The 22,501-nt window shown below is 69.8% G+C and carries 16 protein-coding genes; 6 read left to right on the forward strand and 10 right to left on the reverse strand.

Annotation, left to right across the window (positions count from 1 at the left end):
* Positions 1 to 220 precede the first annotated feature (220 nt).
* Positions 221 to 1,120 (forward strand): SMP-30/gluconolactonase/LRE family protein, encoded by a 900-nt coding sequence (locus tag A9977_RS24170; protein WP_183027393.1) that lies wholly within the window; start codon positions 221 to 223, stop codon positions 1,118 to 1,120.
* Positions 1,121 to 1,136: 16 nt separating this feature from the next.
* Here A9977_RS24170 and uvrA read toward each other — a convergent pair whose 3' ends face one another.
* Positions 1,137 to 6,860 carry an excinuclease ABC subunit UvrA gene (uvrA, locus tag A9977_RS24175; RefSeq protein WP_183027542.1) on the reverse strand — a complete coding sequence of 1,908 codons (5,724 nt, stop codon included), beginning with the start codon at positions 6,858 to 6,860 and terminating at the stop codon, positions 1,137 to 1,139.
* Positions 6,861 to 7,040: 180 nt separating this feature from the next.
* Here uvrA and A9977_RS24180 point away from each other — a divergent pair, with 180 nt between their 5' ends.
* Positions 7,041 to 8,153, forward strand: a complete 1,113-nt coding sequence (locus tag A9977_RS24180) for an ABC transporter substrate-binding protein (protein ID WP_183027394.1) — start codon at positions 7,041 to 7,043, stop codon at positions 8,151 to 8,153.
* A gap of 3 nt (positions 8,154 to 8,156) precedes the next feature.
* Here the strand turns inward: A9977_RS24180 and A9977_RS24185 are convergent, their stop codons facing one another.
* The 5 genes from A9977_RS24185 to A9977_RS24205 form a co-directional block, all read right to left on the reverse strand.
* Complete coding sequence (locus tag A9977_RS24185) at positions 8,157 to 8,303, reverse strand: hypothetical protein (protein WP_183027395.1); 147 nt, start codon at positions 8,301 to 8,303, stop codon at positions 8,157 to 8,159.
* Positions 8,304 to 8,432: 129 nt separating this feature from the next.
* Positions 8,433 to 10,127 carry an MFS transporter gene (locus tag A9977_RS24190; protein ID WP_183027396.1) on the reverse strand — a complete coding sequence of 565 codons (1,695 nt, stop codon included), beginning with the start codon at positions 10,125 to 10,127 and terminating at the stop codon, positions 8,433 to 8,435.
* A 150-nt stretch (positions 10,128 to 10,277) separates the two neighbouring features.
* Positions 10,278 to 10,922 carry a 2-hydroxychromene-2-carboxylate isomerase gene (locus A9977_RS24195; RefSeq protein ID WP_183027397.1) on the reverse strand — a complete coding sequence of 215 codons (645 nt, stop codon included), beginning with the start codon at positions 10,920 to 10,922 and terminating at the stop codon, positions 10,278 to 10,280.
* On the reverse strand, positions 10,919 to 11,200 hold the full coding sequence (locus A9977_RS24200; RefSeq protein ID WP_183027398.1) for a DUF1289 domain-containing protein: 282 nt from the start codon (positions 11,198 to 11,200) through the stop codon (positions 10,919 to 10,921). Before A9977_RS24200 ends, A9977_RS24195 begins: the two co-directional genes overlap by 4 nt.
* The gene (locus A9977_RS24205; protein ID WP_183027399.1) at positions 11,197 to 11,685 is read right to left on the reverse strand and encodes a YbaK/EbsC family protein; all 489 of its coding nucleotides are present in this window, start codon (positions 11,683 to 11,685) and stop codon (positions 11,197 to 11,199) included. The genes A9977_RS24200 and A9977_RS24205 overlap by 4 nt, the downstream gene beginning before the upstream one ends.
* 404 nt (positions 11,686 to 12,089) lie before the next feature.
* On the opposite strand from A9977_RS24205, the gene nirB reads away from it, so the two are divergent.
* The 4 genes from nirB to A9977_RS24225 are packed head-to-tail and all read left to right on the forward strand — an operon-like array spanning position 12,090 to position 17,553.
* On the forward strand, positions 12,090 to 14,606 hold the full coding sequence (gene nirB / locus A9977_RS24210) for a nitrite reductase large subunit NirB (protein WP_183027400.1): 2,517 nt from the start codon (positions 12,090 to 12,092) through the stop codon (positions 14,604 to 14,606).
* Between the two features lie 7 nt (positions 14,607 to 14,613).
* On the forward strand, positions 14,614 to 14,958 hold the full coding sequence (nirD, locus tag A9977_RS24215; RefSeq protein WP_183027401.1) for a nitrite reductase small subunit NirD: 345 nt from the start codon (positions 14,614 to 14,616) through the stop codon (positions 14,956 to 14,958).
* A gap of 35 nt (positions 14,959 to 14,993) precedes the next feature.
* On the forward strand, positions 14,994 to 15,806 hold the full coding sequence (locus A9977_RS24220; protein WP_183027402.1) for a formate/nitrite transporter family protein: 813 nt from the start codon (positions 14,994 to 14,996) through the stop codon (positions 15,804 to 15,806).
* Positions 15,807 to 15,813: 7 nt separating this feature from the next.
* On the forward strand, positions 15,814 to 17,553 hold the full coding sequence (locus A9977_RS24225) for a bifunctional protein-serine/threonine kinase/phosphatase (RefSeq protein ID WP_183027403.1): 1,740 nt from the start codon (positions 15,814 to 15,816) through the stop codon (positions 17,551 to 17,553).
* Between the two features lie 3 nt (positions 17,554 to 17,556).
* Here the strand turns inward: A9977_RS24225 and A9977_RS24230 are convergent, their stop codons facing one another.
* From A9977_RS24230 to A9977_RS24245, 4 genes are read right to left on the reverse strand one after another with little or no spacing between them, the layout of a single operon-like run.
* Entirely contained in the window at positions 17,557 to 18,477 is a 921-nt protein-coding gene (locus A9977_RS24230) for a hydroxymethylglutaryl-CoA lyase (protein WP_183027404.1), read from the reverse strand.
* A 47-nt stretch (positions 18,478 to 18,524) separates the two neighbouring features.
* Positions 18,525 to 19,463, reverse strand: a complete 939-nt coding sequence (locus A9977_RS24235) for a glyoxylate/hydroxypyruvate reductase A (RefSeq protein WP_183027405.1) — start codon at positions 19,461 to 19,463, stop codon at positions 18,525 to 18,527.
* A 36-nt stretch (positions 19,464 to 19,499) separates the two neighbouring features.
* Entirely contained in the window at positions 19,500 to 20,414 is a 915-nt protein-coding gene (locus A9977_RS24240) for a DUF4349 domain-containing protein (RefSeq protein ID WP_183027406.1), read from the reverse strand.
* 58 nt (positions 20,415 to 20,472) lie between these two features.
* On the reverse strand, positions 20,473 to 22,473 hold the full coding sequence (locus A9977_RS24245; RefSeq protein WP_183027407.1) for an acetyl/propionyl/methylcrotonyl-CoA carboxylase subunit alpha: 2,001 nt from the start codon (positions 22,471 to 22,473) through the stop codon (positions 20,473 to 20,475).
* Positions 22,474 to 22,501 lie beyond the last annotated feature (28 nt).

The following is a 22,501-nucleotide window of genomic DNA, read 5'->3' on the forward strand; positions in this document are numbered from 1 at the left end:
GTGATGAAAGAAGAAGGTCGCGGCCCGCTGGGCCACCGGTGTCATCTTCAAAAGTTCCCCGAATCCGCACGTGAGTGTTTCTAGCCGTTGCCGGTAGGAGCAGGCCGACGCTCGAGGTGCGCGTTCACGCCCTGCGTTGCAGCGCCTAGTGCGCCCGGTCGACGCACGGGGCCCGCTGCGGCAGCATGGCCCGCTCAACAGACGCAACGGAAGCCTTTCCATGACCCCAGCATTCACCGAAGTCCTGTCGGGCTTCAGCTTTCTCGAAGGTCCGCGCTGGCACGACGGCCGGCTGTGGCTGTCGGACTTCTACACGCACCGCGTGGTCTCGGTCGACGCCCAGGGCCAGGCGAAGACCGAGGCCGAAGTGCCGCAGCAGCCCTCGGGCCTGGGCTGGCTGCCGGACGGGCGCCTGCTGATCAGCTCGATGCGCGATCGCCGTGTGCTGCGCCGTGAAGCCGATGGCACGCTGGCCGTGCATGCGGACCTGTCGGGCATCGCGGGCGGTCACTTGAACGACATGGTGGTCGATGGGCAAGGCCGTGCCTATGTGGGCAACTTCGGCTTCGACCTGATGGGCGGCGGCGCCGCGTCGACCGCGAAGCTGGCCTGCGTGGCGCCCGACGGCAGCGCGCGCGTGGTGGCCGAGGACCTGTACTTCCCCAACGGCGCGATGATCACGCCCGACGGCAAGACGCTGATCGTGGTCGAGACCATGGGCAACCGGATCTCGGCCTTCGACATCCGCGCCGACGGCGACCTGGGGCCGCGCCGCGACTGGGCCGTGTTCGGCCCCTTGCCCACCAGCACCGACGTGGGCGAGCTCATCGGCAGCGTGGCCGTGGCACCCGACGGTGCCGTGCTCGATGCCGAGGGCGCGGTGTGGCTGGCCGATGCCACGCACAACCGCGCGCTGCGCGTGGCCGAGGGCGGCCGCATCCTGCAGGAGATCTCGACCGGCGCGCTGGGCACCTTCGCCTGCACGCTGGGCGGCCCGGCACGCCGCACGCTCTACCTGTGCGTCGCGCCGGACTTCCTCGAGCACCACCGCACGGCCGCGCGCGAGGCCCAGCTGCTGGCCGTCCCGGTGGCGGTGCCGGGCGCGGGCTGGCCCTGCTGAACGGCCGCCCGCTGCCTCAGCGCGCCAGCACGCCGGCCAGGGCCACGCCGGTGTGCGTGCCCAGGCGCACCACTTCCTCGGGCGGTGCCGCGGCCACGATGCGGCCGCCGCCGTTGCCGCCTTCGGGGCCCAGGTCGATCAGCCAGTCGGCCTCGGCGATCACGTCGAGGTCGTGCTCGATCACCACCACGCTGTGGCCGCCGTTCACCAGCCGGTGCAGCACGTGGATCAGCTTCTCGACGTCGGCCATGTGCAGGCCCACGGTCGGCTCGTCGAGCACGTACAGCGTGTGCGGCGCCTTCTGGCCGCGGCGCGTGATGTCGTCGCGCACCTTGCTCAGCTCCGTCACCAGCTTGATGCGCTGCGCTTCGCCGCCCGAGAGCGTGGGCGAGGGCTGGCCCAGCGTGAGATAGCCCAGGCCCACGTCCTTGAGCAGCTGCAGCGGATGGCTGATGTTGGGCATGGCGGCGAAGAAGTCGACCGCCTCGTCGACCTCCATCTGCAGCACGTCGCCGATGTTCTTGCCGCGCCAGGTCACGGCCTGCGTCTCGGGGTTGAAGCGCGTGCCGTGGCAGACCTCGCAAGGCACCTTCACGTCGGGCAGGAAGCTCATGCCGATGGTGCGCACGCCCGCGCCGTCGCAGGCCGGGCAGCGGCCCTCGCCGGTGTTGAAGCTGAAGCGCGCCGGGCCGTAGCCACGCGCCTTGGCTTCCAGCGTGTCGGCGAAGAGCTTGCGGATGGTGTCCCAGAAACCGATGTAGGTCGCGGGGCAACTGCGCGGCGTCTTGCCGATCGGCGTCTGGTCGACCTCGAGCACGCGGTCGATGGTCTCGTAGCCGTCGACCGAGCGGCAGCCCGACCAGGCGGGCCGCTTGCCCGCGGCGTCGTTGTCGCGGCCGGCCTTGGTCATGCGCTGGACCACGATGGCCTGCACGTTGGCCAGCAGCACGTCGCGCGCCAATGTCGACTTGCCGGAACCGCTGACGCCGGTGATGGCCACCAGCCGGTGCAGCGGCACGGTGGAGGTCAGGTCCTGCAGGTTGTGCAGGTCGGCGCCATGCACCGTGAGCCAGTCGGGGGCGCCCGGCTCGGGCAGCGGCACCGGCCGGCGCGCCGCCAGCGGATGCCTGATCGCATCGCGCAGGTAGCGCCCGGTCTGCGAGTCGCCCGCGGCCTCGATGTCGGCCACCGAGCCCTCGGCCACCAGCCGGCCGCCGCGCTTGCCCGCGCTCGGGCCGATGTCGATGATGTGGTCGGCGCGACGGATGGTGTCCTCGTCGTGCTCCACCACCACCAGCGTGTTGCCCTTGTCGCCCAGCTTGTGCAGCGCGTTGAGCAGGATCTGGTTGTCGCGCGCATGCAGGCCGATGGTCGGCTCGTCGAGCACGTAGCACACGCCCTGCAGATTGCTGCCCAGCTGTGCCGCCAGGCGGATGCGCTGCGCCTCGCCGCCGGAGAGGGTCGGCGCGCCGCGGTCCAGCGTGAGATAGCCCAGGCCCACCTCCTCGAGGAACTCGAGCCGGCTCTTGATCTCGGGCACCAGGTCGCGGGCGATCTCGGCCTCGCGGCCGCTCAGCACCAGGCCTTCGAACCACTTTCGGATGTCGGTCACGCTCATGCGTGCGATCTCGGTGATGCCGATGCTGGCCGCGCCGAAGCTCACGGCGCGCGCCGTGGCGTTGAGCCGCGTGCCCTCGCAGGTCGGGCAGGCGGTCTCGCCCACGTCCTCGGCCTCGGGTTCGGCGAAGGTCTGTTCACGGCCCTTCTGGTCGTCGGCCAGCACCGAGTCGTCGTAGACCTTGCGCTGGTCCTTGGTCAGCTTGACGCCCGTGCCCACGCAGTCGGGGCACCAGCCGTGCTTGCTGTTGTAGCTGAACAGCCGCGGATCGAGTTCCGCATAGCTGGTGCTGCAGACCGGGCAGGCGCGCAGCGTGGAGAACACGTGCGTGCGGCCGATGCCCGCGGTGGGCGCGCCGGCCATCATCGCGGCGCGCAGGCCGTCGAGCTCGCTCATCACATGGACCACGCCCTTGCCGTGCTCCAGCGCCTTGGTCAGCAGCGCGCGCAGCGCGGCCTCGTTCTGCGGCAGCACGTCGAGGCTGCCCACCGGCAGTTCGATGCTGTGTTCCTTGAAGCGGTCGAGCCGCGGGAACGGATTCGTCGGCAGGAAGCCGCCGTCCACCCGCAGGTGGGTGTAGCCGCGCGGCCGCGCCCAGTCGGCCAGCTCGGTGTAGACCCCCTTGCGGTTGCTCACCAGCGGCGCCAGCAGGCCGATGTGCTGGCCCTTGAAGTTCTTCAGCAGCTGCGCAGCAATGCTGTCCGGGGTCTGCGGCTGCACCGCCGTGCCATCGTGGATGCAGTGCTGGGTGCCGAGCTTGACGTAGAGCAGGCGCAGGAAATGCCAGACCTCGGTGGTGGTGCCCACCGTGCTCTTGCGGCCGCCGCGCGACAGGCGCTGCTCGATCGCCACCGTGGGCGGGATGCCGTAGACCGCGTCGACCTCGGGCCGGCCCGCGGGCTGCACGATGCTGCGCGCATAGGCATTGAGCGACTCGAGGTACCGCCGCTGCCCTTCGTTGAACAGGATGTCGAAGGCCAGCGTCGACTTGCCCGAGCCGCTCACGCCCGTGACGACGCTGAACTTGCCGCGCGGGATGTCCACGCTCAGGTGCTTGAGGTTGTGCTCGCGCGCGTTGACGATCTGGATCGCGTCGCGGCCGAAGGCCGGCAGTGCACGCGGTACCAGGGTCGCGCCGCCGCGCTCGCGCGCCGCCAGCCGCGACGGGCCGAGCGCGAGCTCGTAGTCGCGCAGCGCCTCGCCGGTCGCGGTGCCACTCATCTCGCGCACCTGCTCGGGCGTGCCGACCGCCACGATCTGGCCGCCGCCGTCGCCGCCCTCGGGACCCAGGTCGATCAGCCAGTCGCTGGCGCGGATCACGTCGAGGTTGTGCTCGATCACGACCAGCGAATGGCCGGCGTCGAGCAGCTTGCGCAGCGCGCGCATGAGGCGCGCGATGTCGTCGAAGTGCAGGCCGGTGGTGGGCTCGTCGAACAGGAACAGCGTGCCCTTGCGCGCCACCGCCTGCCGGCTCGCGGTGCCGTTCTTCGCGGCCTCGGCCAGGAAGCCCGCGAGCTTGAGCCGCTGCGCTTCGCCACCCGACAGCGTGGGCACGGGCTGGCCCAGCTTCACGTAGTCCAGGCCCACGTCGGAGATCGGCTGCAGCGTGCGCAGCACCTCGCGGTCGATGGCGAACAGCGCGGCCGCCTCGGCCACCGTGAGGTCGAGCACGTCGGCCACGTTGAGCTGGCGGCCGCCGCGCTCGATCATCACCTCGAGGATCTCGGGCCGGTAGCGCTTGCCGTCGCAGTCGGGGCAGCGCAGGTACACGTCCGACAGGAACTGCATCTCGACGTGCTCGAAGCCCGAGCCGCCGCAGGTCGGGCAGCGGCCGTCGCCCGAGTTGAAGCTGAACTTGCTCGCGGTGTAGCCGCGCTGGCGCGACAGCGCCGCGGTGGCGAAGATCTCGCGCACCGCGTCCCAGGCGCCTACATAGCTCGCCGGGTTGGAGCGCGCGGTCTTGCCGATGGGCGACTGGTCGACGAACACGACCTCGCTCAGGTGGTCGGCGCCCAGCAGGCGGTCGTGCGCGCCCGGCGTCTCGGTGGCCTTGCCGAAGTGGCGCATCAGCGCCGGCGCCAGCACGTCCTGCACCAGCGTGGACTTGCCCGAGCCGCTGACGCCGGTGACCACCACCAGCCGCTGCAGCGGGAAGTCGACCGTGAGGTTCTGCAGGTTGTGCTCGCGCGCGCCTTCGAGGATCAGGCGCGGCGTGCTGTCGGTCACCGCGCGCTTGAAGCCCATGCCGATCTGCTTGCGGCCGCCGAGGTAGTCGCCGGTCAGCGTGGCGGCGTTGCGCAGTTCGTCCGTCGTGCCGTCGAACACGATCTGGCCGCCGCGGATGCCCGGGCCCGGGCCCATGTCGATCACGCGGTCGGCCGCCAGCATCACGGCCGGGTCGTGCTCGACCACCACCAGCGTGTTGCCGGCATCGCGCAGGCGCAGCATGGCCTCGGTGATGCGGTTCATGTCGCGCGGGTGCAGGCCGATGCTGGGCTCGTCGAGCACGAACAGGGTGTTGACCAGCGAGGTGCCGAGCGCGGTCGTGAGGTTGATGCGCTGCACCTCGCCGCCCGACAGCGTGCGGCTCTGGCGGTCGAGCGTGAGGTAGCCGATGCCCACGTCGTGCAGGTAGCGCAGGCGGGTGGTGATTTCCTCGAACAGCAGCTTGAGGGCCTGCACGTCGCCTTCGTTGGCGGTAGAGCTGTTGCCGTGGCTCTCGATGCCGTCGAAGAAACGCCGCAGCCGCTCGATCGGCAACAGCATCAAATCATGCAGGCACAGCCCCGGCAGCGCCTCGAGCTGTTCGCGCGACCACTTCACGCCCACCGGCATGAAGCGCTTGGCCGGTGCGAGCACCGCGTCGGCGTCCTGCTTGCTGCCGATGCGCCACAAGAGGCTGTCGAGCTTGAGCCGCGCGCCGGCGCAGGTGGGGCACGGCGTGTAGCTGCGGTACTTCGACAGCAGCACGCGGATGTGCATCTTGTAGGCCTTGCTCTCCAGGTAGCCGAAGAAGCGCTTGATGCCGAACCACTGCTGGTTCCACTTGCCGTTCCAGTTCGGCGAGCCGTCGATGACCCAGTCCTTCTGCGCCTGCGTGAGCTTGGCCCAGGGCGTGTCGCGCGGGATGCCGGCGTCTTCCGCGTGGCGCATGAGGTCGTCCTGCGCCTCCTTCCAGGCCGGCGTCTGCATCGGCTTGACCGCGCCCGCGCGCAGCGTGAGCTTGTCGTTGGGGATGACCAGGCCGAAGTCGACGCCGATCACGCGGCCGAAGCCGCGACAGGTGTCGCAGGCGCCCACCGCCGAGTTGAAGGAGAACATCGACGGGATCGGGTCGCCGTAGCGGATGTCGCTCTCGGGGCAGTGCAGGCCGGTGGAGAACTTCCACACCTCGGGCGCCGCGCCTTCGTCGGCCGGCACCGCATACACCGTGAGCCGCCCCACGCCGCGCTTGAGCCCGGTCTCGATGGCCTCGAGCACGCGGGCGCGCTCGGCACCGGCGAGCCGGAAACGGTCGGCCACCACGTCGAGCACCTTGCGCGGGCCCGTGGGCGTGGCGACCTCGCGCTCGGCCTGCACGCGCGTGAAGCCGCTGGCCGACAGCCATTGCGTGACTTCGTCGGGCGTGGTCGACGCCGGCAGCTCGACCGGGAAGGTCACGACGATGCGCGGGTCGCCCGCGGCCGCCGCGCGTTCGGCCATCGCCGCGTAGATGGTGTCGGGCGTGTCGTGCCGCACCGGCAGCGCGGTCTCGCGGTCGAACAGCTGCGAGGCGCGCGCGAACAGCAGCTTCAGGTGGTCGTTGAGCTCGGTCATCGTGCCGACCGTGGAGCGCGAGGAGCGCACCGGATTGGTCTGGTCGATGGCGATGGCGGGCGGCACGCCCTCCACCTTGTCGACCGCCGGCTTGTCCATGCGGTCGAGGAACTGGCGGGCGTAGGCCGAGAAGGTCTCGACGTAGCGGCGCTGGCCTTCGGCATAGAGCGTATCGAACACCAGGCTCGACTTGCCCGAGCCGCTGGGGCCGGTGACCACGGTCATCTCGCCGGTGCGGATGTCGAGGTCGAGGTTCTGGAGATTGTGCTGGCGTGCGCCGCGGATCCGGATCGAGCCCTGTGTCATGAATGCCTTGGGGGGTGGGGCAGACATTCTAGGAAGCGCAGGAGAAGGCATCGGAGGCCCGTCCACATGGCGCACGGGATGCAAGGGTTTCCACGCTGGAACACTTGAGACAATTGGTAACAAATGCGGTCAGCACCGAGGGCCCCGGTCCTCCCCCTTGTCCTCACCGGAACACACCGCATGAAGTCCCTTCGCCTGCTTTGCACGGCCGGCCTGCTGACGCTGAGCGCGTTGCAGGTCGCGGCGCAGATCGTGATCGGCCAGACGGCCGGCACCACCGGCCCGGTGGCCTCGGGCGTGAACGAGACCATCGCGGGCGCGCAGCTGGTGATCGACAGCGTCAACGCGCAGGGCGGCGTGAACGGCGAGCGCATCGAGATCCTGCGCCTGGACGACGGCTTCGACCCCAAGCGCGCGGGCGAGAACGCGCGCGTGCTGATCGAGGAGCGCAAGGTGCTGGCGCTGTTCCTGAGCCGCGGCACGCCGCACACGCAGGCCATCCTGCCCTGGCTGGACAAGCACGGCGTGGCGCTGGTCGGGCCCTCGACGGGCGCGATGGTGCTGCACAAGCCGCTGCAGAAGCATGTGTTCAACGTGCGCTCGACCTACCAGCGCGAGGCCGAGAAGGCCGTGCAGCACCTGCACACCGTGGGCATCGACCGGATCGCGGTGGTGCACGCGGCCGATTCCTTCGGCAAGGACGGGCTCGAGGGCGCGACCGCCGGCTTCACCAAGGCCAGGCTCACGCCGGTGGCCGTGATCCCGGCCGACCGCGAGAAGCCCGACTACAGCGTCATCCTGCCGGCCCTGGCCAAGGCCAACCCGCAGGCGGTGCTCTGGATCGCCTCGGGCGATGCGGTGGTCGACGGCGTGAAGGGCCTGCGCGCCGCGCGCTCGGCAGCCCAGGTCGTGACCTTGTCGAACAATGCCTCCACCGGCTTCATCAAGCAGCTGGGCCCGGTCAGCGCGGGCGTGATCGTGACGCAGGTCTTCCCTTCGGAACGCGCCAGCGGGCAGCCGATGGTGAAGGAAGCGATGGGGCTGGCCAAGGCCCAGGGCCAGGAAGCGCTGTCGCCGCAGATGCTCGAAGGCTTCGCCGCGGCCAAGGTGCTGGTCGAGGCGCTGCGCCGCGCCGGCCCCAAGCCCACGCGGCCGCGCGTGCTCGCGGCGCTCGAGAGCATCCGCGGCTTCGACCTGGGTGGCGGCCTGGACGTCAGCTACTCGCCGACCGACCACACGGGCATCGACTTCGCCGACCTGGCGATCATCAGCGAAGGCCGCTTCAAGCGCTGAAGCTCACTTGGGTGCGCTGGCGGCAGGCTCCGGCGCGTGCACGTCACCGCTGTGCTTCTCGCCGGACATGTCGATCTTGTCGCCCGCCTTGCTGATGATGAAGAGCGCGATGGCGGCGAAGATGACGAAGCCGACGACGATTTTCCACATGGGTTGAGTCTCCTTCTGGACGAGCGACAGTGCTCAGAAAAAAAGCTTCATGCGGCCGGTTGGCCCGCATGAAGCCTCTGTGCTGAACAGCCTCGCCGCGCGCTCGCGGTCGAGGCCTGTGTCGGTCAATCAATCATTGGCGTAGATGTCAACGTCCTTCGTTTCCTTCACGAACAAGGTGCCGATGACCAGCGTGACGCCCGCGATGATGATCGGGTACCAGAGGCCGTTGTACATGTTGCCGGTCGAGGCCACGATGGCGAAGGCGGTGGTGGGCAGCAGGCCGCCGAACCAGCCGTTGCCGATGTGGTACGGCAGGCTCATCGAGGTGTAGCGGATGCGCGTGGGGAACATCTCCACCAGCATCGCGGCGATCGGGCCGTAGACCATGGTCACCAGCAGCACCAGCCAGAACAGCAGCGCCACGGTCAGCACCGTGTTGACCTTGGCCGGGTCGGCCTTGGCCGGGTAGCCGGCGATCTTCAGGTCGTCGCCGACTTCCTTCTTGAAGGCCGCGATCGACTTGACCGAGGCCTCGTCGAACTTCAGGTTGACCACGTTGCCGACGGGCGCCGACACGGTCTTGTCACCGATCTTCACCACCGCGGGCGAACCGGCCGGGCCGGCCACGTTCTCGTAGCTCACCGAGTTCTGCACCAGGTAGCGCTTGGCGATGTCGCAGGAGCTCTTGAAGTCGATCTCGCGGGCCACCGGGTTGCCCTGGAAGGAGCAGGTCGCGGGGTCGGCCGTCACCGTCACGCCGGCCGTGGCCTGCGCCTTGGCCAGGTCGGGGTTGGCGGCTTCGGTCAGCATCTTGAAGACCGGGAAGTAGGTGACCACGGCCAGCAGGCAGCCGGCCATGATGATCGGCTTGCGGCCGATCTTGTCCGACAGCGTGCCGAAGACCACGAAGAAGGGCGTGCCCAGCAGCAGCGCGGCAGCGATCATCAGGTTGGCCGCGGTCGCATCGACCTTGAGCTGGGCCGTCAGGAAGAACAGCGCGTAGAACTGGCCCGAGTACCAGACCACGGCCTGGCCGGCGGTCAGGCCCACCAGCGCCAGGATCACGATCTTGAGGTTCTTCCACTGGCCGAAGGATTCGGACAGCGGTGCCTTCGAGGTCTTGCCCTCGGCCTTCATCTTCTGGAAGGCCGGCGATTCCGACAGCGTCAGTCGGATCCACACCGAGATGCCCAGCAGCAGGATCGAGACCAGGAAGGGAATGCGCCAGCCCCAGTCGGCAAAGGCCGCTTCGCCCACGCCCAGCCGCACGCCCAGGATCACCAGCAGGCTCAGGAACAGGCCCAGCGTGGCCGTGGTCTGGATCCAGGAGGTGTACGCACCGCGCTTGCCGTGCGGCGCGTGCTCGGCCACGTAGGTGGCGGCACCGCCGTACTCGCCGCCGAGGGCCAGGCCCTGCAGCATGCGCAGCGCGATCAGGATCACCGGCGCCGCGACGCCGATGGTCGCGTAGCTGGGCAAGAGGCCGACGATGAAGGTCGACAGGCCCATGATCAGGATCGTGACCAGGAAGGTGTATTTGCGGCCGATCATGTCGCCCAGGCGGCCGAACACGATGGCGCCGAAAGGACGCACCAGGAAGCCGGCCGCGAAGGCCAGCAGCGCGAAGATGAAGGCCGCGCCCGCATCCAGGCCGCTGAAGAACTGCTTGGCGATGATGGCCGCCAGCGACCCGTAGAGGTAGAAGTCGTACCACTCGAACACGGTCCCGAGCGAGGAGGCGAAGATGACCTTCTTCTCCTCCTGGGACATGGGCCGGGGGGCCGGATGCGGCACTCCCCTCGAATCTAGTGTGGCTGCCATGGCTGTCGTCTCCTGTTGTGTAGGTGCGGTCCTTTTCCTGGACCGTGCCGCATTCTTGGAGTCACGACTGACCCGAGCCTTTCGCCAAACTGAACCGTTGCTGACGATTTAAGGTGAAACCCGTGCCCCGGGTTTCGGGATGCAGAAAAGTCAGGGTTTGTTCGGGCGCTGCAAACCCGGACGCTGGTCCGCCGCGGTCCAGCCGGGCCCCTCGAACCAGGCATCGCCCTGCACCGCGGCGCGCAGCATCGGCAGGCTGTCGAAGCCCCAGAGCATGCGGCCGTCGATCTCGAAGGCCGGCGTGCCGAAGGCGCCCTGGGCCAGCGCCTCGTCGGTGTTGGCGCGCAGCGCGGCCTTGGCCGCATCGCCGGCACCATCGCGCACGATCGTCAGCTGCGCGGCCAGCGCCGCGCGCCGGCCCTCGTCGCCGGCCTCGGCGCCGCCGCGCCAGATGTCGCGGAACACGGTTTCGGCCACATGGCGGCTGACCGTGCCGTCGTGCGTGGTCGACAGCGCCAGGCGCAGGTGCGGCAGTGGGTTGTAGGGATGGGTGGCCGGCATCTCGATCGGAATGCCGTGCGCATGGCCCAGCCACAGCACGTGGCGGTAGGTCCAGGTGCGCTTGCTCGGCACCTCGGCCGGGCCGATCAGTCCATGGTGCTTGAGCATCGCGCCCAGCAGCACCGGCTTGTAGTCGACGCTGTAGCTCAGGCCTTCGAGGGCTTCGGGCAGCTGCTCGAAGGCCAGGTAGGCGAAGGGCGAGATGAAGTCGAGATAAAAGGTGATGTGCTTCATGGCGCCCACTCCTGCGGCAGGTCGTCGGCCGGCGCGGGCATGGCCTGCAGCCGCTGCGTGATGGCGCCCCAGATCGCGCGCTTGCCCGCGCCGTCCATGCGGCTCCAGCCCGCGATCTCGGGGATGGTGCGCAGGCAGCCCACGCAGAACTCGCGGTGGTCGTCCATGCGGCAGACCGAGACGCAGGGCGAGGGCATCTCGGCGTCGGGCGTGGCGTCGATGCCGGCCGCGCGCTCGATCAGCCGCACGGTGGCTTCGCGGTCGAGGGCGGCCGTCATACGACCTCCGCCACCGGCGCGCCGGTCAGGCGCTCCAGGTCCTGCGGCTGCAGCTTCACCACCGCATGCGGATGGCCGGCCGCGGCCCAGACCTCGTCGAAGCGGAACAGCTCGCGGTCGATCAGCATCACCAGTTCGGTCCCGTGCGCGAAGGGCGAGACGCCGCCGATCGAGAAGCCGGTGCGGGCCTTGACGAATTCGGCGTCGGCGCGGCCGGTCTTGCCGACCAGGGCATCGACCTTCTTCTCGTCGACGCGCTTGTCGCCCGAGGTCACGACCAGCACCGCGGCATCGTCGCTCTTGCGCCGGAACACGATGCTCTTGGCGATCTGGCCGACCGCGATGCCCAGCGCATCGGCGGCCTGCTGCGCGGTGCGCGCGGCGTCGTCGAGCATGCGCGGCGCATGGGGGTGGCCGGCGTCCTGCAGCAGGCGGGCGACGCGCTGGACGCCGTCGGGGAGGGAATGGAGTTCGGAGCCGCACATGGCTGGATTCTTTGTCGGGGTGGGGGCGCCTTCGAGGCGGGGCAGGGTCGAGCATACGAAAAAGCCGGGCGCCCGTCGTGCACCAAGGCGGACACCCATGCGCCAGGGTGGCGCATGGCCGGCCGTGCCGCACCGCGAATCCCTGGAAATGCGCACGCCGCAGGCCCTCCGGACACGGCACGCATATTGCATGAGAACCTTCACTGTTCCGCTGGCAGCGCTGCCGCGGGTTTTTGACAGTGCCTCCGCTAATGACGGCGAGATCCGAGCGAAGCGACAGCGACACGGCTGGCGTTTCGTCTGTTCCAACCCGATTCGCAACCCATGCCCTGCGGAGGCGCCACGGTCTGTCCACCGGACCCGTGCCCTGCCCCCTCGGGGATCGGTTGCCCGCAGGACACGACATGAAAATCGCAGTGATCGGCCACGGCATGGTGGGCCACAAGTTTCTCGAGCAGCTGCACGAACTGGGGCTCGAACGCGCCGAAGTCACGGTGCTCTGCGAAGAGCCACGCCCCGCCTACGACCGGGTGCACCTCTCCGAATTCTTTGCCGGCAAGAGCGCCGACGAACTCTCCCTGGTCGCGCCCGGCTTCTTCGAGCAGAGCGGCTTTCGCCTGCGCCTGGCCGCGCGGGCCGTAGCCATCGAACGCCGCGAGCGCACCCTCACCACCGCCGACGGCGAGGTGCTGCACTACGACAAGCTCGTGCTGGCCACCGGTTCCTCGCCCTTCGTGCCGCCGCTGCCCGGGCGCGACCGGCCGAACTGCTTCGTCTACCGCACCATCGAGGATCTCGAAGCCATGAAGGCCTGCGGCGCGCGCTCGAAGCGCGGCGTGGTGGTGGGCGGTGGGTTGCTGGGCCTGGAATGCGCGAAGGCGCTGCGCGACATGGGCCTGGAGACGCACGTGGTCGAGTTCGCGCCGCGGCTGATGGCGGTGCAGGTCGACGAGGGCGGCGGGCGCGCGCTGCGCCACGGCATCGAGGCGCTGGGCCTGCATGTGCACACCAGCCGCAGCACGGTCGAGATCGTCGACGGCGCGAGCGCGCGGCACCGCATGGTGTTCGCCGACGGCACCTGGCTCGAGACCGACATGATCGTGTTCTCGGCCGGCATCCGCCCGCGCGACGAACTGGCGCGCCAGTGCGTGCTGGCCCTGGGCGCGCGGGGCGGCGTGGCGGTCGACGACCACTGCCGCACCAGCGACCGCGACATCTACGCGATCGGCGAATGCGCGGCCTGGAACGACCAGACCTTCGGCCTGGTCGCGCCCGGCTACGAGATGGCCCGCGTGGCGGCCCGGCACATCGCGGGCCAGCAGGACGCGGCCTTCACCGGCGCCGACATGAGCACCAAGCTCAAGCTGATGGGCGTGGACGTGGCGAGCATCGGCGACGCGCACGGCAAGACGCCGAAGTCGCGCGCCTACCAGTACGTCAACGAGCACAAGCAGGTCTACAAGAAGATCGTGGTCAGCGAGGACGGCGCGCGGCTGCTGGGCGCGGTGCTGGTCGGCGATGCGGCCGAGTACGGCACGCTGCTGCAGCTGGCGCTCAACGGCATCGCCTTGCCGGCCGAGCCCGAGTTCCTGATCCTGCCCGCGAGCGACGGCGCGGCCAGGCCGGGCCTGGGCGTCGAGGCCCTGCCCGACAGCGCGCAGATCTGCTCGTGCAACGACGTGAGCAAGGGCGCGATCTGCGCGGCCGTGGGCGACGGCGTCTGCACCGTCGCCGACATGAAGGCCTGCACCAAGGCCGGCGCCTCCTGCGGCGGCTGCGTGCCGCTGGTCACCCAGGTGATGAAGATGGCCATGGCCCAGCGCGGCATGGCGGTGAACGACCACCTGTGCGAGCACTTCCCCTACTCGCGCCAGGCGCTCTACCACCTGGTGCGCGTGGGCGAGATCAAGTCCTTCGCCGACCTGCTCGCCCGCCACGGCCACGGCCTGGGCTGCGACATCTGCAAGCCCACCGCGGCCAGCATCTTCGCCTCGTGCTGGAACGACTTCGTGCTCAAGCAGGACCTGGCCAGCCTGCAGGACAGCAACGACTACTTCCTGGGCAACATCCAGAAGGACGGCTCCTACTCGGTGGTGCCGCGCATGCCCGGCGGCGAGGTCACGGCCGACGGCCTGATCGCCGTCGGCCAGGTGGCGAAGAAGTACGGGCTCTACACCAAGATCACCGGCGGCGCGCGGGTCGACCTGTTCGGCGCGCGCCTGGAGCAGCTGCCGCCGATCTGGGAAGAGCTGATCGCGGCCGGCTTCGAGTCCGGCCATGCCTACGGCAAGTCGCTGCGCACGGTGAAGAGCTGCGTGGGCTCGACCTGGTGCCGCTACGGCGTGGACGACAGCATGGCGCTCGCGATCGAACTCGAGAACCGCTACAAGGGCCTGCGCACGCCGCACAAGATCAAGTTCGGCGTCTCGGGCTGCACCCGCGAATGCGCCGAGGCGCAAGGCAAGGACGTGGGCATCATCGCCACCGAGAAGGGCTGGAACCTCTACGTCTGCGGCAACGGCGGCATGAAGCCGCGCCACGCCGAGCTGATCGCCTCCGACCTGGACAAGGACGCGCTGGTCAGGCTGATCGACCGCTTCCTGATGTTCTATGTGCACACGGCCGACCGGTTGCAGCGCACCAGCACCTGGCGCGACAACCTCGAGGGCGGCCTCGACTACCTCAAGGGCGTGCTGCTGCAGGATTCGCTGGGCCTGGGCGCCACGCTCGAGGCCCAGATGCAGCACGTGGTCGACACCTACCAGTGCGAGTGGAAGACCGCGGTCAACGACCCGGTCACGCGCCAGCGCTTCCGCTCCTTCGTCAACAGCGAGAAGCCCGACGAGCACATCGTGTTCGTCGAGGAGCGCGGCCAGATCCGGCCCGCGCGCGCCGAAGAACGCGACACGGCCACGGCCTGAAGAAACCATGAGCCATCCCGACACCCTCCACTGGACCGCCGTCTGCGCGGCCAGCGACATCCTGCCCGACACCGGCGTCTGCGCGCTGGTCGACGGCGTGCACGTCGCGATCTTCCATGTCGCCGCGGCGCGGCAGTTCTTCGCCATCGACAACGTCGACCCCAAGTCGCGCGCCAGCGTGCTGTCGCGCGGACTGGTCGGCAGCATCGGCGAGCGCATCGTGGTCGCCTCGCCGCTCTACAAGAACCACTTCGACCTGCGGAGCGGCGAATGCCTCGAGTTCCCCGAGCACTCGGTGCGCGCCCATGCGGTGCGCGTCGAGGCCGGCCGCGTGCAGGTCGCACTGAACTGACACCTCCTCTTATCCGTTTTCTCCAAGGATCCTTCATGGCCTACCTCGCACCCGCCGAATTCGTGACCAAGATGGTCGACGCCGGCGAATCCAAGCTGCTGATGTCGACCCGCGACACGCTGATCCGCTCCTACATGGCCGGCGCCATCCTCGCGCTGGCCGCGGCCTTCGCCGTGACCATCACCGTCAACACCGGCAATGCGCTGGTCGGCGCGATGCTGTTCCCGGTCGGTTTCATCATGCTGTACCTGATGGGCTTCGACCTGCTGACCGGCGTGTTCACGCTGGCGCCGCTGGCGGTGTTCGACAAGCGCCCGGGCGCGACCTGGGCCGGCGTGCTGCGCAACTGGGGCCTGGTGTTCTGCGGCAACTTCGCCGGAGCGCTCACGGTCGCGGTGTTCATGGCGATCATCTTCACCTTCGGCTTCAGCGAAGCGCCCAACGCGGTCGGCGAACGCCTGGGCCACATCGGCGAAGGCCGCACACTGGGCTACTCCGCGCACGGCGCGGCCGGCATGCTGACCCTGTTCATCCGCGGCGTGATGTGCAACTGGATGGTCTCGACCGGCGTGGTCGCGGCCATGATGTCGACCACCGTGTCGGGCAAGGCCATCGGCATGTGGATGCCGGTGATGATCTTCTTCTACATGGGCTTCGAGCACTCGATCGTCAACATGTTCCTGTTCCCCACCGGCCTGCTGCTGGGCGGCAAGTTCACGCTGATGGACTACCTGATCTGGAACGAGATCCCGACCGTGCTGGGCAACCTGGTCGGCGGCCTGAGCTTCGTCGGCCTGACGCTCTACGCGACGCACTACAAGACCGCGCCCAAGCGCGCCATCGGCTGAACCGGTCTTGCCGCAGCCCGCGCCGCGCGTGACGCTGGGCCAGCATTCGCTGGCCGGCCCGCACGCGCCCAACCAGGACTTCCACGGCGCGATGCTGCCGCAGGGCGCGCTGCTGGCGGCCAAGGGCATCGCGGTGGCCATCGCCGACGGCATCGGCTCCAGCCGCGTGAGCCAGGTCGCGAGCGCGGCCGCGGTGCGCGGCTTCCTCGACGACTACTACGCGACCTCCGAAGCCTGGTCGGTGCGCCGCGCGGCGCAGCGCGTGCTTGCCGCCACCAACGCCTGGCTGCACGCGCAGACGATGCGCAGCGACGCGCGCTTCGACAAGGACCGCGGCTACGTCTGCACCTTCAGCGCGCTGATCCTCAAGGGCCGCGAACTGCACCTGCTGCACGTGGGCGATGCGCGCGTCTACCGCCTGCATGCGCAGGCGCTGGAACAGCTCACCGAGGACCACCGCGTGCACCTGTCCGCGGCCGAGTCCTGCCTCGGGCGCGCGCTGGGCGCGGGCCCCAACGTGGAGATCGACTACCGCCACTGGAATGCCGAGGTGGGCGAGGTCTACCTGCTGGCCACCGACGGCGCCTACGGCGGGCTCGAGGCGGCCGCCGTCCACCGCGCGCTCGCGCGCTGCGGCGACGACTTCGATGCGGCCGCCGGCCTGCTCTCCCGCGCGGCGCACGAACGCGGCGGCGCCGACGACAGCACCGTGCAGCTGCTGCGCATCGACGCTCTGCCCGACGCCAGCGCGGCACAGCTCGCCTCGCAGCGCGAAGGCCTGGCGATCGCCGCGCCGCTGGCGCCACGCGACCGCTTCGAGGGCTTCACGCTGGTGCGCGAGCTGCACGTGAGCGCGCGCAGCCACGTGCACCTGGCGACCGACGACGCCACCGGGCAGCCCGTGGTGCTCAAGCTGCCATCGGTCGACCTGCGCGAGGACGCCGCGCACCTCGACGGCTTCGTGCGCGAGGAGTGGGTGGCGCGGCGCATCGACAGCCCGCATGTGCTGCGGGCGGCCCGCATCGAGCGGCCGCGCCGCCACCTCTTCGTGGCGATGGACTACGTCGAGGGCCAGACGCTCGCGCAATGGATGGTCGACCATCCGCGGCCCTCGCTCGACAGCGTGCGCGGCATCGTCGCGCAGCTCGCGCGCGGCCTGCAGGCGCTGCACGGCCGCGAGATGCTGCACCAGGACCTGCGGCCCGAGAACGTGATGATCGACCGCAGCGGCACGGTGAAGATCATCGACCTGGCCTCGGCCCATGTCGCGGGCCTGGCCGACAGCGCCGAAGAACGCCGCGCGCTCGCCATCGCCGGCACGCTGCAGTACACCGCGCCCGAATACTTCACGGGCCAGGGCGGCAGCGCGCCCTCGGACATCTTCTCGCTGGCGGTGATCGCCTACCGCATGCTCACCGGCCAGCTGCCCTACGGCCTGCAGGCCTCGCGCGTGCGCTCGGCCGCCGACGCGAAGCGGCTGCGCTACACGCCGGTGCGCCATTTCCGGCCCGATCTGCCGGCCTGGGTCGATGCGGTGCTGCACAAGGCGCTGCAGCCGAACCCGGCCCGGCGCCAGCAGGCCGCGTCGGAACTGGCGCACGACCTGCAGTCACCGGGGGCGGAGTTCCTGCGCACGCGCACGCCGCCCTTGATCGAGCGCCATCCGGTGCGCTTCTGGCAGGGCCTGGCGGCGCTGCTGGGCCTGGCCGTCGTGGGCCTGCTCGCGCTGCGCGCCCTGGGGCCTTGAGCCCTAGCCCGCGCGCTTGGTGCGGATCGCCTTCGACACCCGCGAGCTCGGCTCGCGGCCCAGCGCATCGCTGATGTAGACGCCGGCGTCGATCAGCGCATCGAGATCGATGCCGGTCTCGATGCCCATGCCGTGCAGCATGTAGACCACGTCCTCGGTCGCGACATTGCCCGTCGCGCCCTTGGCGTAGGGGCAGCCGCCCAGGCCGGCGGACGAGGTGTCGTACTGCCACACGCCCATCTCCAGGCTGGCCAGCGTGTTGGAGAGCGCCTGGCCGTAGGTGTCGTGGAAGTGGCCCGACACATCGTCGATGCCGTAGTGCCTGAGCGTGGCCTCGAGCGCGCGCCGCACCTTGTGGGGCGTGCCCACGCCGATGGTGTCGGCCACGCCCACGTGCTGCACGCCGATGCCCTTCATCAGGCCGGCCAGCATGTCGACGCGCGAGGGATCGATCTCGCCTTCGTAGGGGCAGCCCACGGTGCACGACATCGCGCCGCGCACATGGATGCCGCGTTCGCGCGCGGCCGCCACCACGGGTGCGAAGCGCTCGATGCTCTCGGCGATCGAGCAGTTGATGTTCTTCTGGCTGAAGGCCTCGCTGGCGGCGCCGAACACCACGATCTCGTCGGGCCACTGGCTGCGCGGCGCGGCGATGGCGGCCTCGAAGCCCTTCATGTTGGGCGTGAGCACCGAGTAGGTCACGCGCGGATTGCGCCGCAGGCCGGCCATCACCTCGGCGTTGTCGGCCATCTGCGGCACCCACTTGGGGCTGACGAAGCTCGTGACCTCGATCGCGCTCAGGCCGGCGTCCTGCAGCCGGTGCACGAGTTCGATCTTGACCGCCGCGGGCACGGGCTGCTTCTCGTTCTGCAGGCCGTCGCGCGGGCCGACGTCGACGATCTTTACTTTGGTGGGGATGTTCATGGGCGTTCTCGTGGCGTTACAGGTTCAGCGGGCCATCGTTCTGGTCGTCAGTATCCGCGCTGGGGATCGACGACGCCGGCGATGCGGTCGAAGTCCCCACCCGCTTCGACGGCACGGATCTTCCCGGCGATCTGGGCGATCGACTCCTCGCGCTGGGTCCGGGCCGAGGCGTGCGGCGTGACGTCGATCTTCGGGTGGCGCCAGAAGGGGTGGTCGGCGGGCAGCGGCTCGGTCTCGAACACGTCGAGCGTGGCGCCGGCCAGCGAGCCGTCGTCGAGCAGCGGGATCAGGTCGGCCTCGACCAGGTGGCCGCCGCGCGCCACGTTGATCACGTAGCCGCCGGGCCGGCCGCCGTGCAGCTTCTGCAGCGTCTCGCGCCGCAGGATGCCGCGCGTGTCGGGCGTGAGCGGCAGCAGGCAGACCACGACCCGGCTCGCGGCCAGGAAGGCATCGAGCTGTGCGTGGCCCGCGAAGCACTGCACGCCCTCGATCTGCTTGGGCGAACGGGTCCAGCCCTTGACCGGGAAGTCGAACTGCGCCACCGCCTTCGCCACGCGCTGGCCCAGCACGCCCAGACCCATCACGCCGACCGGGAAGTCCTGGCGGACGTTGGGCTTGCGGTAGCTCCAGCGGCCGTCGCGCGCGTCGGCGGCATAGCCGTCGAAGTCGCGGAAGTGGCGGATCAGCGCATGGCACACGTACTCGGCCATCTGCACCGACATGCCGGCGTCGTCGAGCCGCACGATGCGGGCTTCCGGCGGCAGCCTGAGCTTGGTCAGCGCATCGACGCCGGCGCCGATGTTGAAGATGCCGCGCAGGCTGGGCTGCTGGTCCATGAAGGCCTGGGGCGGGGCCCAGACCACCGCGTGGTCGGCGGGCGCCGCGTCGGGCGTCCAGGCCGAGACTTCGGCATCGGGCAAGGCGGCGCGCAGGCCCTCGATCCAGGATTCGGGGCGGGTGTCGGTGAGGCAGACGGTGATTCGCATGGACCGAATCTTAGAGGGCCAGCCCTTGCCGCGCCTTCATGCGGCCTTGGCCCGGCGACGGCGCCACAGCACACGCGCCAGCCACCCCACGGGCAGCACCACCAGCAGGAACCACGGCAGCACCGCCGCCGCAAAGGTGATCAGCGCGCCCACGCTCTCGGCGAGCACCGCGCCCGCATTGCGCAGCGCTTTCATCATCGGGTTGTAGCTGTCGCCGCCGCGCACCAGGGCACGTTTCGGCATGAACTGGATCTGGATGTGCTGCTTGCTGGTTTGCTGCCCCAGCACCTTGCGTTGCGTGGCCATGGCGTCGAGTTCGGCCTGGGTGTCCGACAGCGTGCGCTGGATCGCGAGCAGGTCGCTCATGGTGCGCTTGGTCACGGTGTCGCGCAGCATCACCCGCAGGCTGTCGCGGAACTCGGTGCGATTGCGGATGCGGGCCTCGACGTCGATCACCTCGGCGGTCTTGTCTTCGCTGGTGGTGGTGTGCGAGACCACGTTGGCCACCAACGTCAGGCCGCCCAGCAGCTTGTCGACGTCGGCCGGCAGCACGCGCATCTCGAGCTGCGCGTTGCCGGGCTGCTGCGGCGTCTCGCGCAGCAGCGACGAGGACAGCAGTTCGCATTGCAGCGTGCCGCACAGGTCGCGCACCTTGGCCCAGGCATCGGCCAGCTGTTCGGGCGGCACCTCGACGTTCAGGTCCTGGCGCACCGCGAGGAAGCGTTGCAGCGGCGAGGCTTCGGCCTGGTCCGCCGATGCGGCCTCCTGCTGCACGCGCGCCCGCTTCTCCGCGCCGCCGCCGAAGCCCGGCGCGGCCATCATCGGCGCGGGCGGTGCGGCGGCGGGCTCGGCGAGCTCCGCGTTTCTTCGACCGCAGGCCGTCAGTGCGAGGGCCGCGAGAAGGGTCAGCAAAACCGCGCGGGCGAGGAACAGGGGCTGGCGATGCGTCATGGCGTCCTTGGAAAAAAGCAGTGGATGCCTCTGATACGTGCCAGCCTTGCGAACGGGGTTAAGCGGCGGCCGCGATGCGCAGCAATTCCGATCCCTCGGTCACCTGGTCGCCCGGCGCATAGAGCAGTTCTTCCACCGTGCCGTCGGCCGGCGCGGCGATGGTGTGCTCCATTTTCATCGCCTCCATCACCGCCAGCGGCTGGCCGCGCGTGACCTTGTCGCCGGCCTTGACCGCGAAGGACACCACCTTGCCGGGCATGGGCGCGGTCAGCCGGCCGCCTTCGGCCTGGGTGTCGCCCGCGTGGGCGAGGCGGTCGATGACGGTGATCTTCGTCGCGCCCTTGGCCGCGAACACATGGGTCGTGGCCTGGCGCTCGTAGACGTCGAGGGTGTGGCGTTGGCCGTTGAAGGACAGCTCGATCTGGCCCTCGGGCAGGCGCCCGATCACCAGCGGGCCCGACACGCCGCCCGCGTCCAGCGTCAGCGCGCCGTCGTGCAGGTAGCGCAGCGTGGCGGTCTGCGCTTCGCCGCGGAACTCGAAGGCGAAGATACGCGCCGTGACGCCCAACGAGCGCCAGCCGTCGCGCTGGCTGAAGGGGTCGGGCGTGCCGGTCGAACGTTCGTCGAGCAGGGTGCGCGCGACCGAAGCGGCGGCCGCCAGCGGCAGGCCCAGCGGCTCACGGTCGAACAGCACCGCGCGCTCGCGCTCGATCAGCGCGGTGTCGAGGTTGGCCTGCGAGAACGAAGCGGTGGCGAGGATGCCGCGCAGGAACTGCACGTTGGTCGACACGCCCACGATGTGCACCTGCGCCAGCGCGGCATCGAGCCGGGCCAGCGCCTCGTCGCGCGTCGCGCCGTGCACGATCAGCTTGGCGATCATCGAGTCGTAGAAGGGAGAGATCTCGCCGCCTTCGCGCACGCCGTCGTCGATGCGCACACGGCTGCGCTGGAAGGCCGTGGCCTGCGGCTTGCGATAGACCTGCAGCGTGCCGGTGGCGGGCAGGAAGTTGTTGTCGGGGTTCTCGGCGCAGATGCGGGCCTCGATCGCGTGGCCGTGGATCTGGAGTTCGCCCTGCTTCAGCGGCAGCGGTTCGCCCGAGGCCACGCGCAGTTGCCATTCGACCAGGTCCAGGCCGGTGATGGCTTCGGTCACCGGGTGCTCGACCTGCAGGCGGGTGTTCATCTCCATGAAGAAGAAGTTCATCTCGCCGCCGTCGCGCTGCTCGACGATGAATTCGACGGTGCCCGCACCGACGTACTTCACCGCCTTGGCCGCCGCCACCGCCGCCGCGCCCATCTGTGCGCGCATGGCTTCGGTCATGCCGGGCGCGGGCGCTTCTTCCAGCACCTTCTGGTGGCGCCGCTGCACCGAGCAGTCGCGCTCGAACAGGTAGACGCAGTCGCCGTGCGTGTCGCCGAAGACCTGGATCTCGATGTGGCGCGGGCGCTGCACGTACTTCTCGATCAGCACCGCGTCGTCGCCGAAGCTGTTGATGGCCTCGCGCTGGCAGGAGGCCAGCGCGGCCGCGAAGTCTTCGGACTTCTCGACCGCACGCATGCCCTTGCCGCCGCCGCCCGCGCTGGCCTTGATCAGCACCGGGTAGCCGATGCGGTCGGCCTCGCGCTGCAGCAGGCCCGGCTCCTGGTCGTGGCCGTGGTAGCCGGGCACCAGCGGCACGCCGGCCTTTTCCATCAGCTGCTTGGACTCGGCCTTGAGGCCCATGTCCTTGATGGCCGAGGGCGGCGGGCCGATGAAGACCAGGCCGGCGTCGGCGCAGGCCTGCGCGAACTCCTCGTTCTCGCTCAGGAAGCCGTAGCCCGGGTGGATGGCTTCGGCCCCCGTGGCCTTGGCGGCCTCGAGGATGCGCTCCCAGCGCAGGTAGCTGTCCTTGGGCGCGCTGCCGCCGATGTGCACCGACTCGTCGCAGGCCCGCACATGGTTGGCGTTGGCATCGGCGTCGGAGTAGACGGCGACGGTGCGGATGGCGAGGCGGCGGGCGGTGGCGGCCACGCGGCAGGCGATTTCACCGCGGTTGGCGATCAGGATCTTCTTGAACATGGGGGACCTTTGTCGATGTCGAATGGAG

This window comes from Variovorax sp. UMC13 (assembly GCF_014170375.1).
In the GTDB taxonomy this organism is placed as follows: domain Bacteria; phylum Pseudomonadota; class Gammaproteobacteria; order Burkholderiales; family Burkholderiaceae_C; genus Variovorax.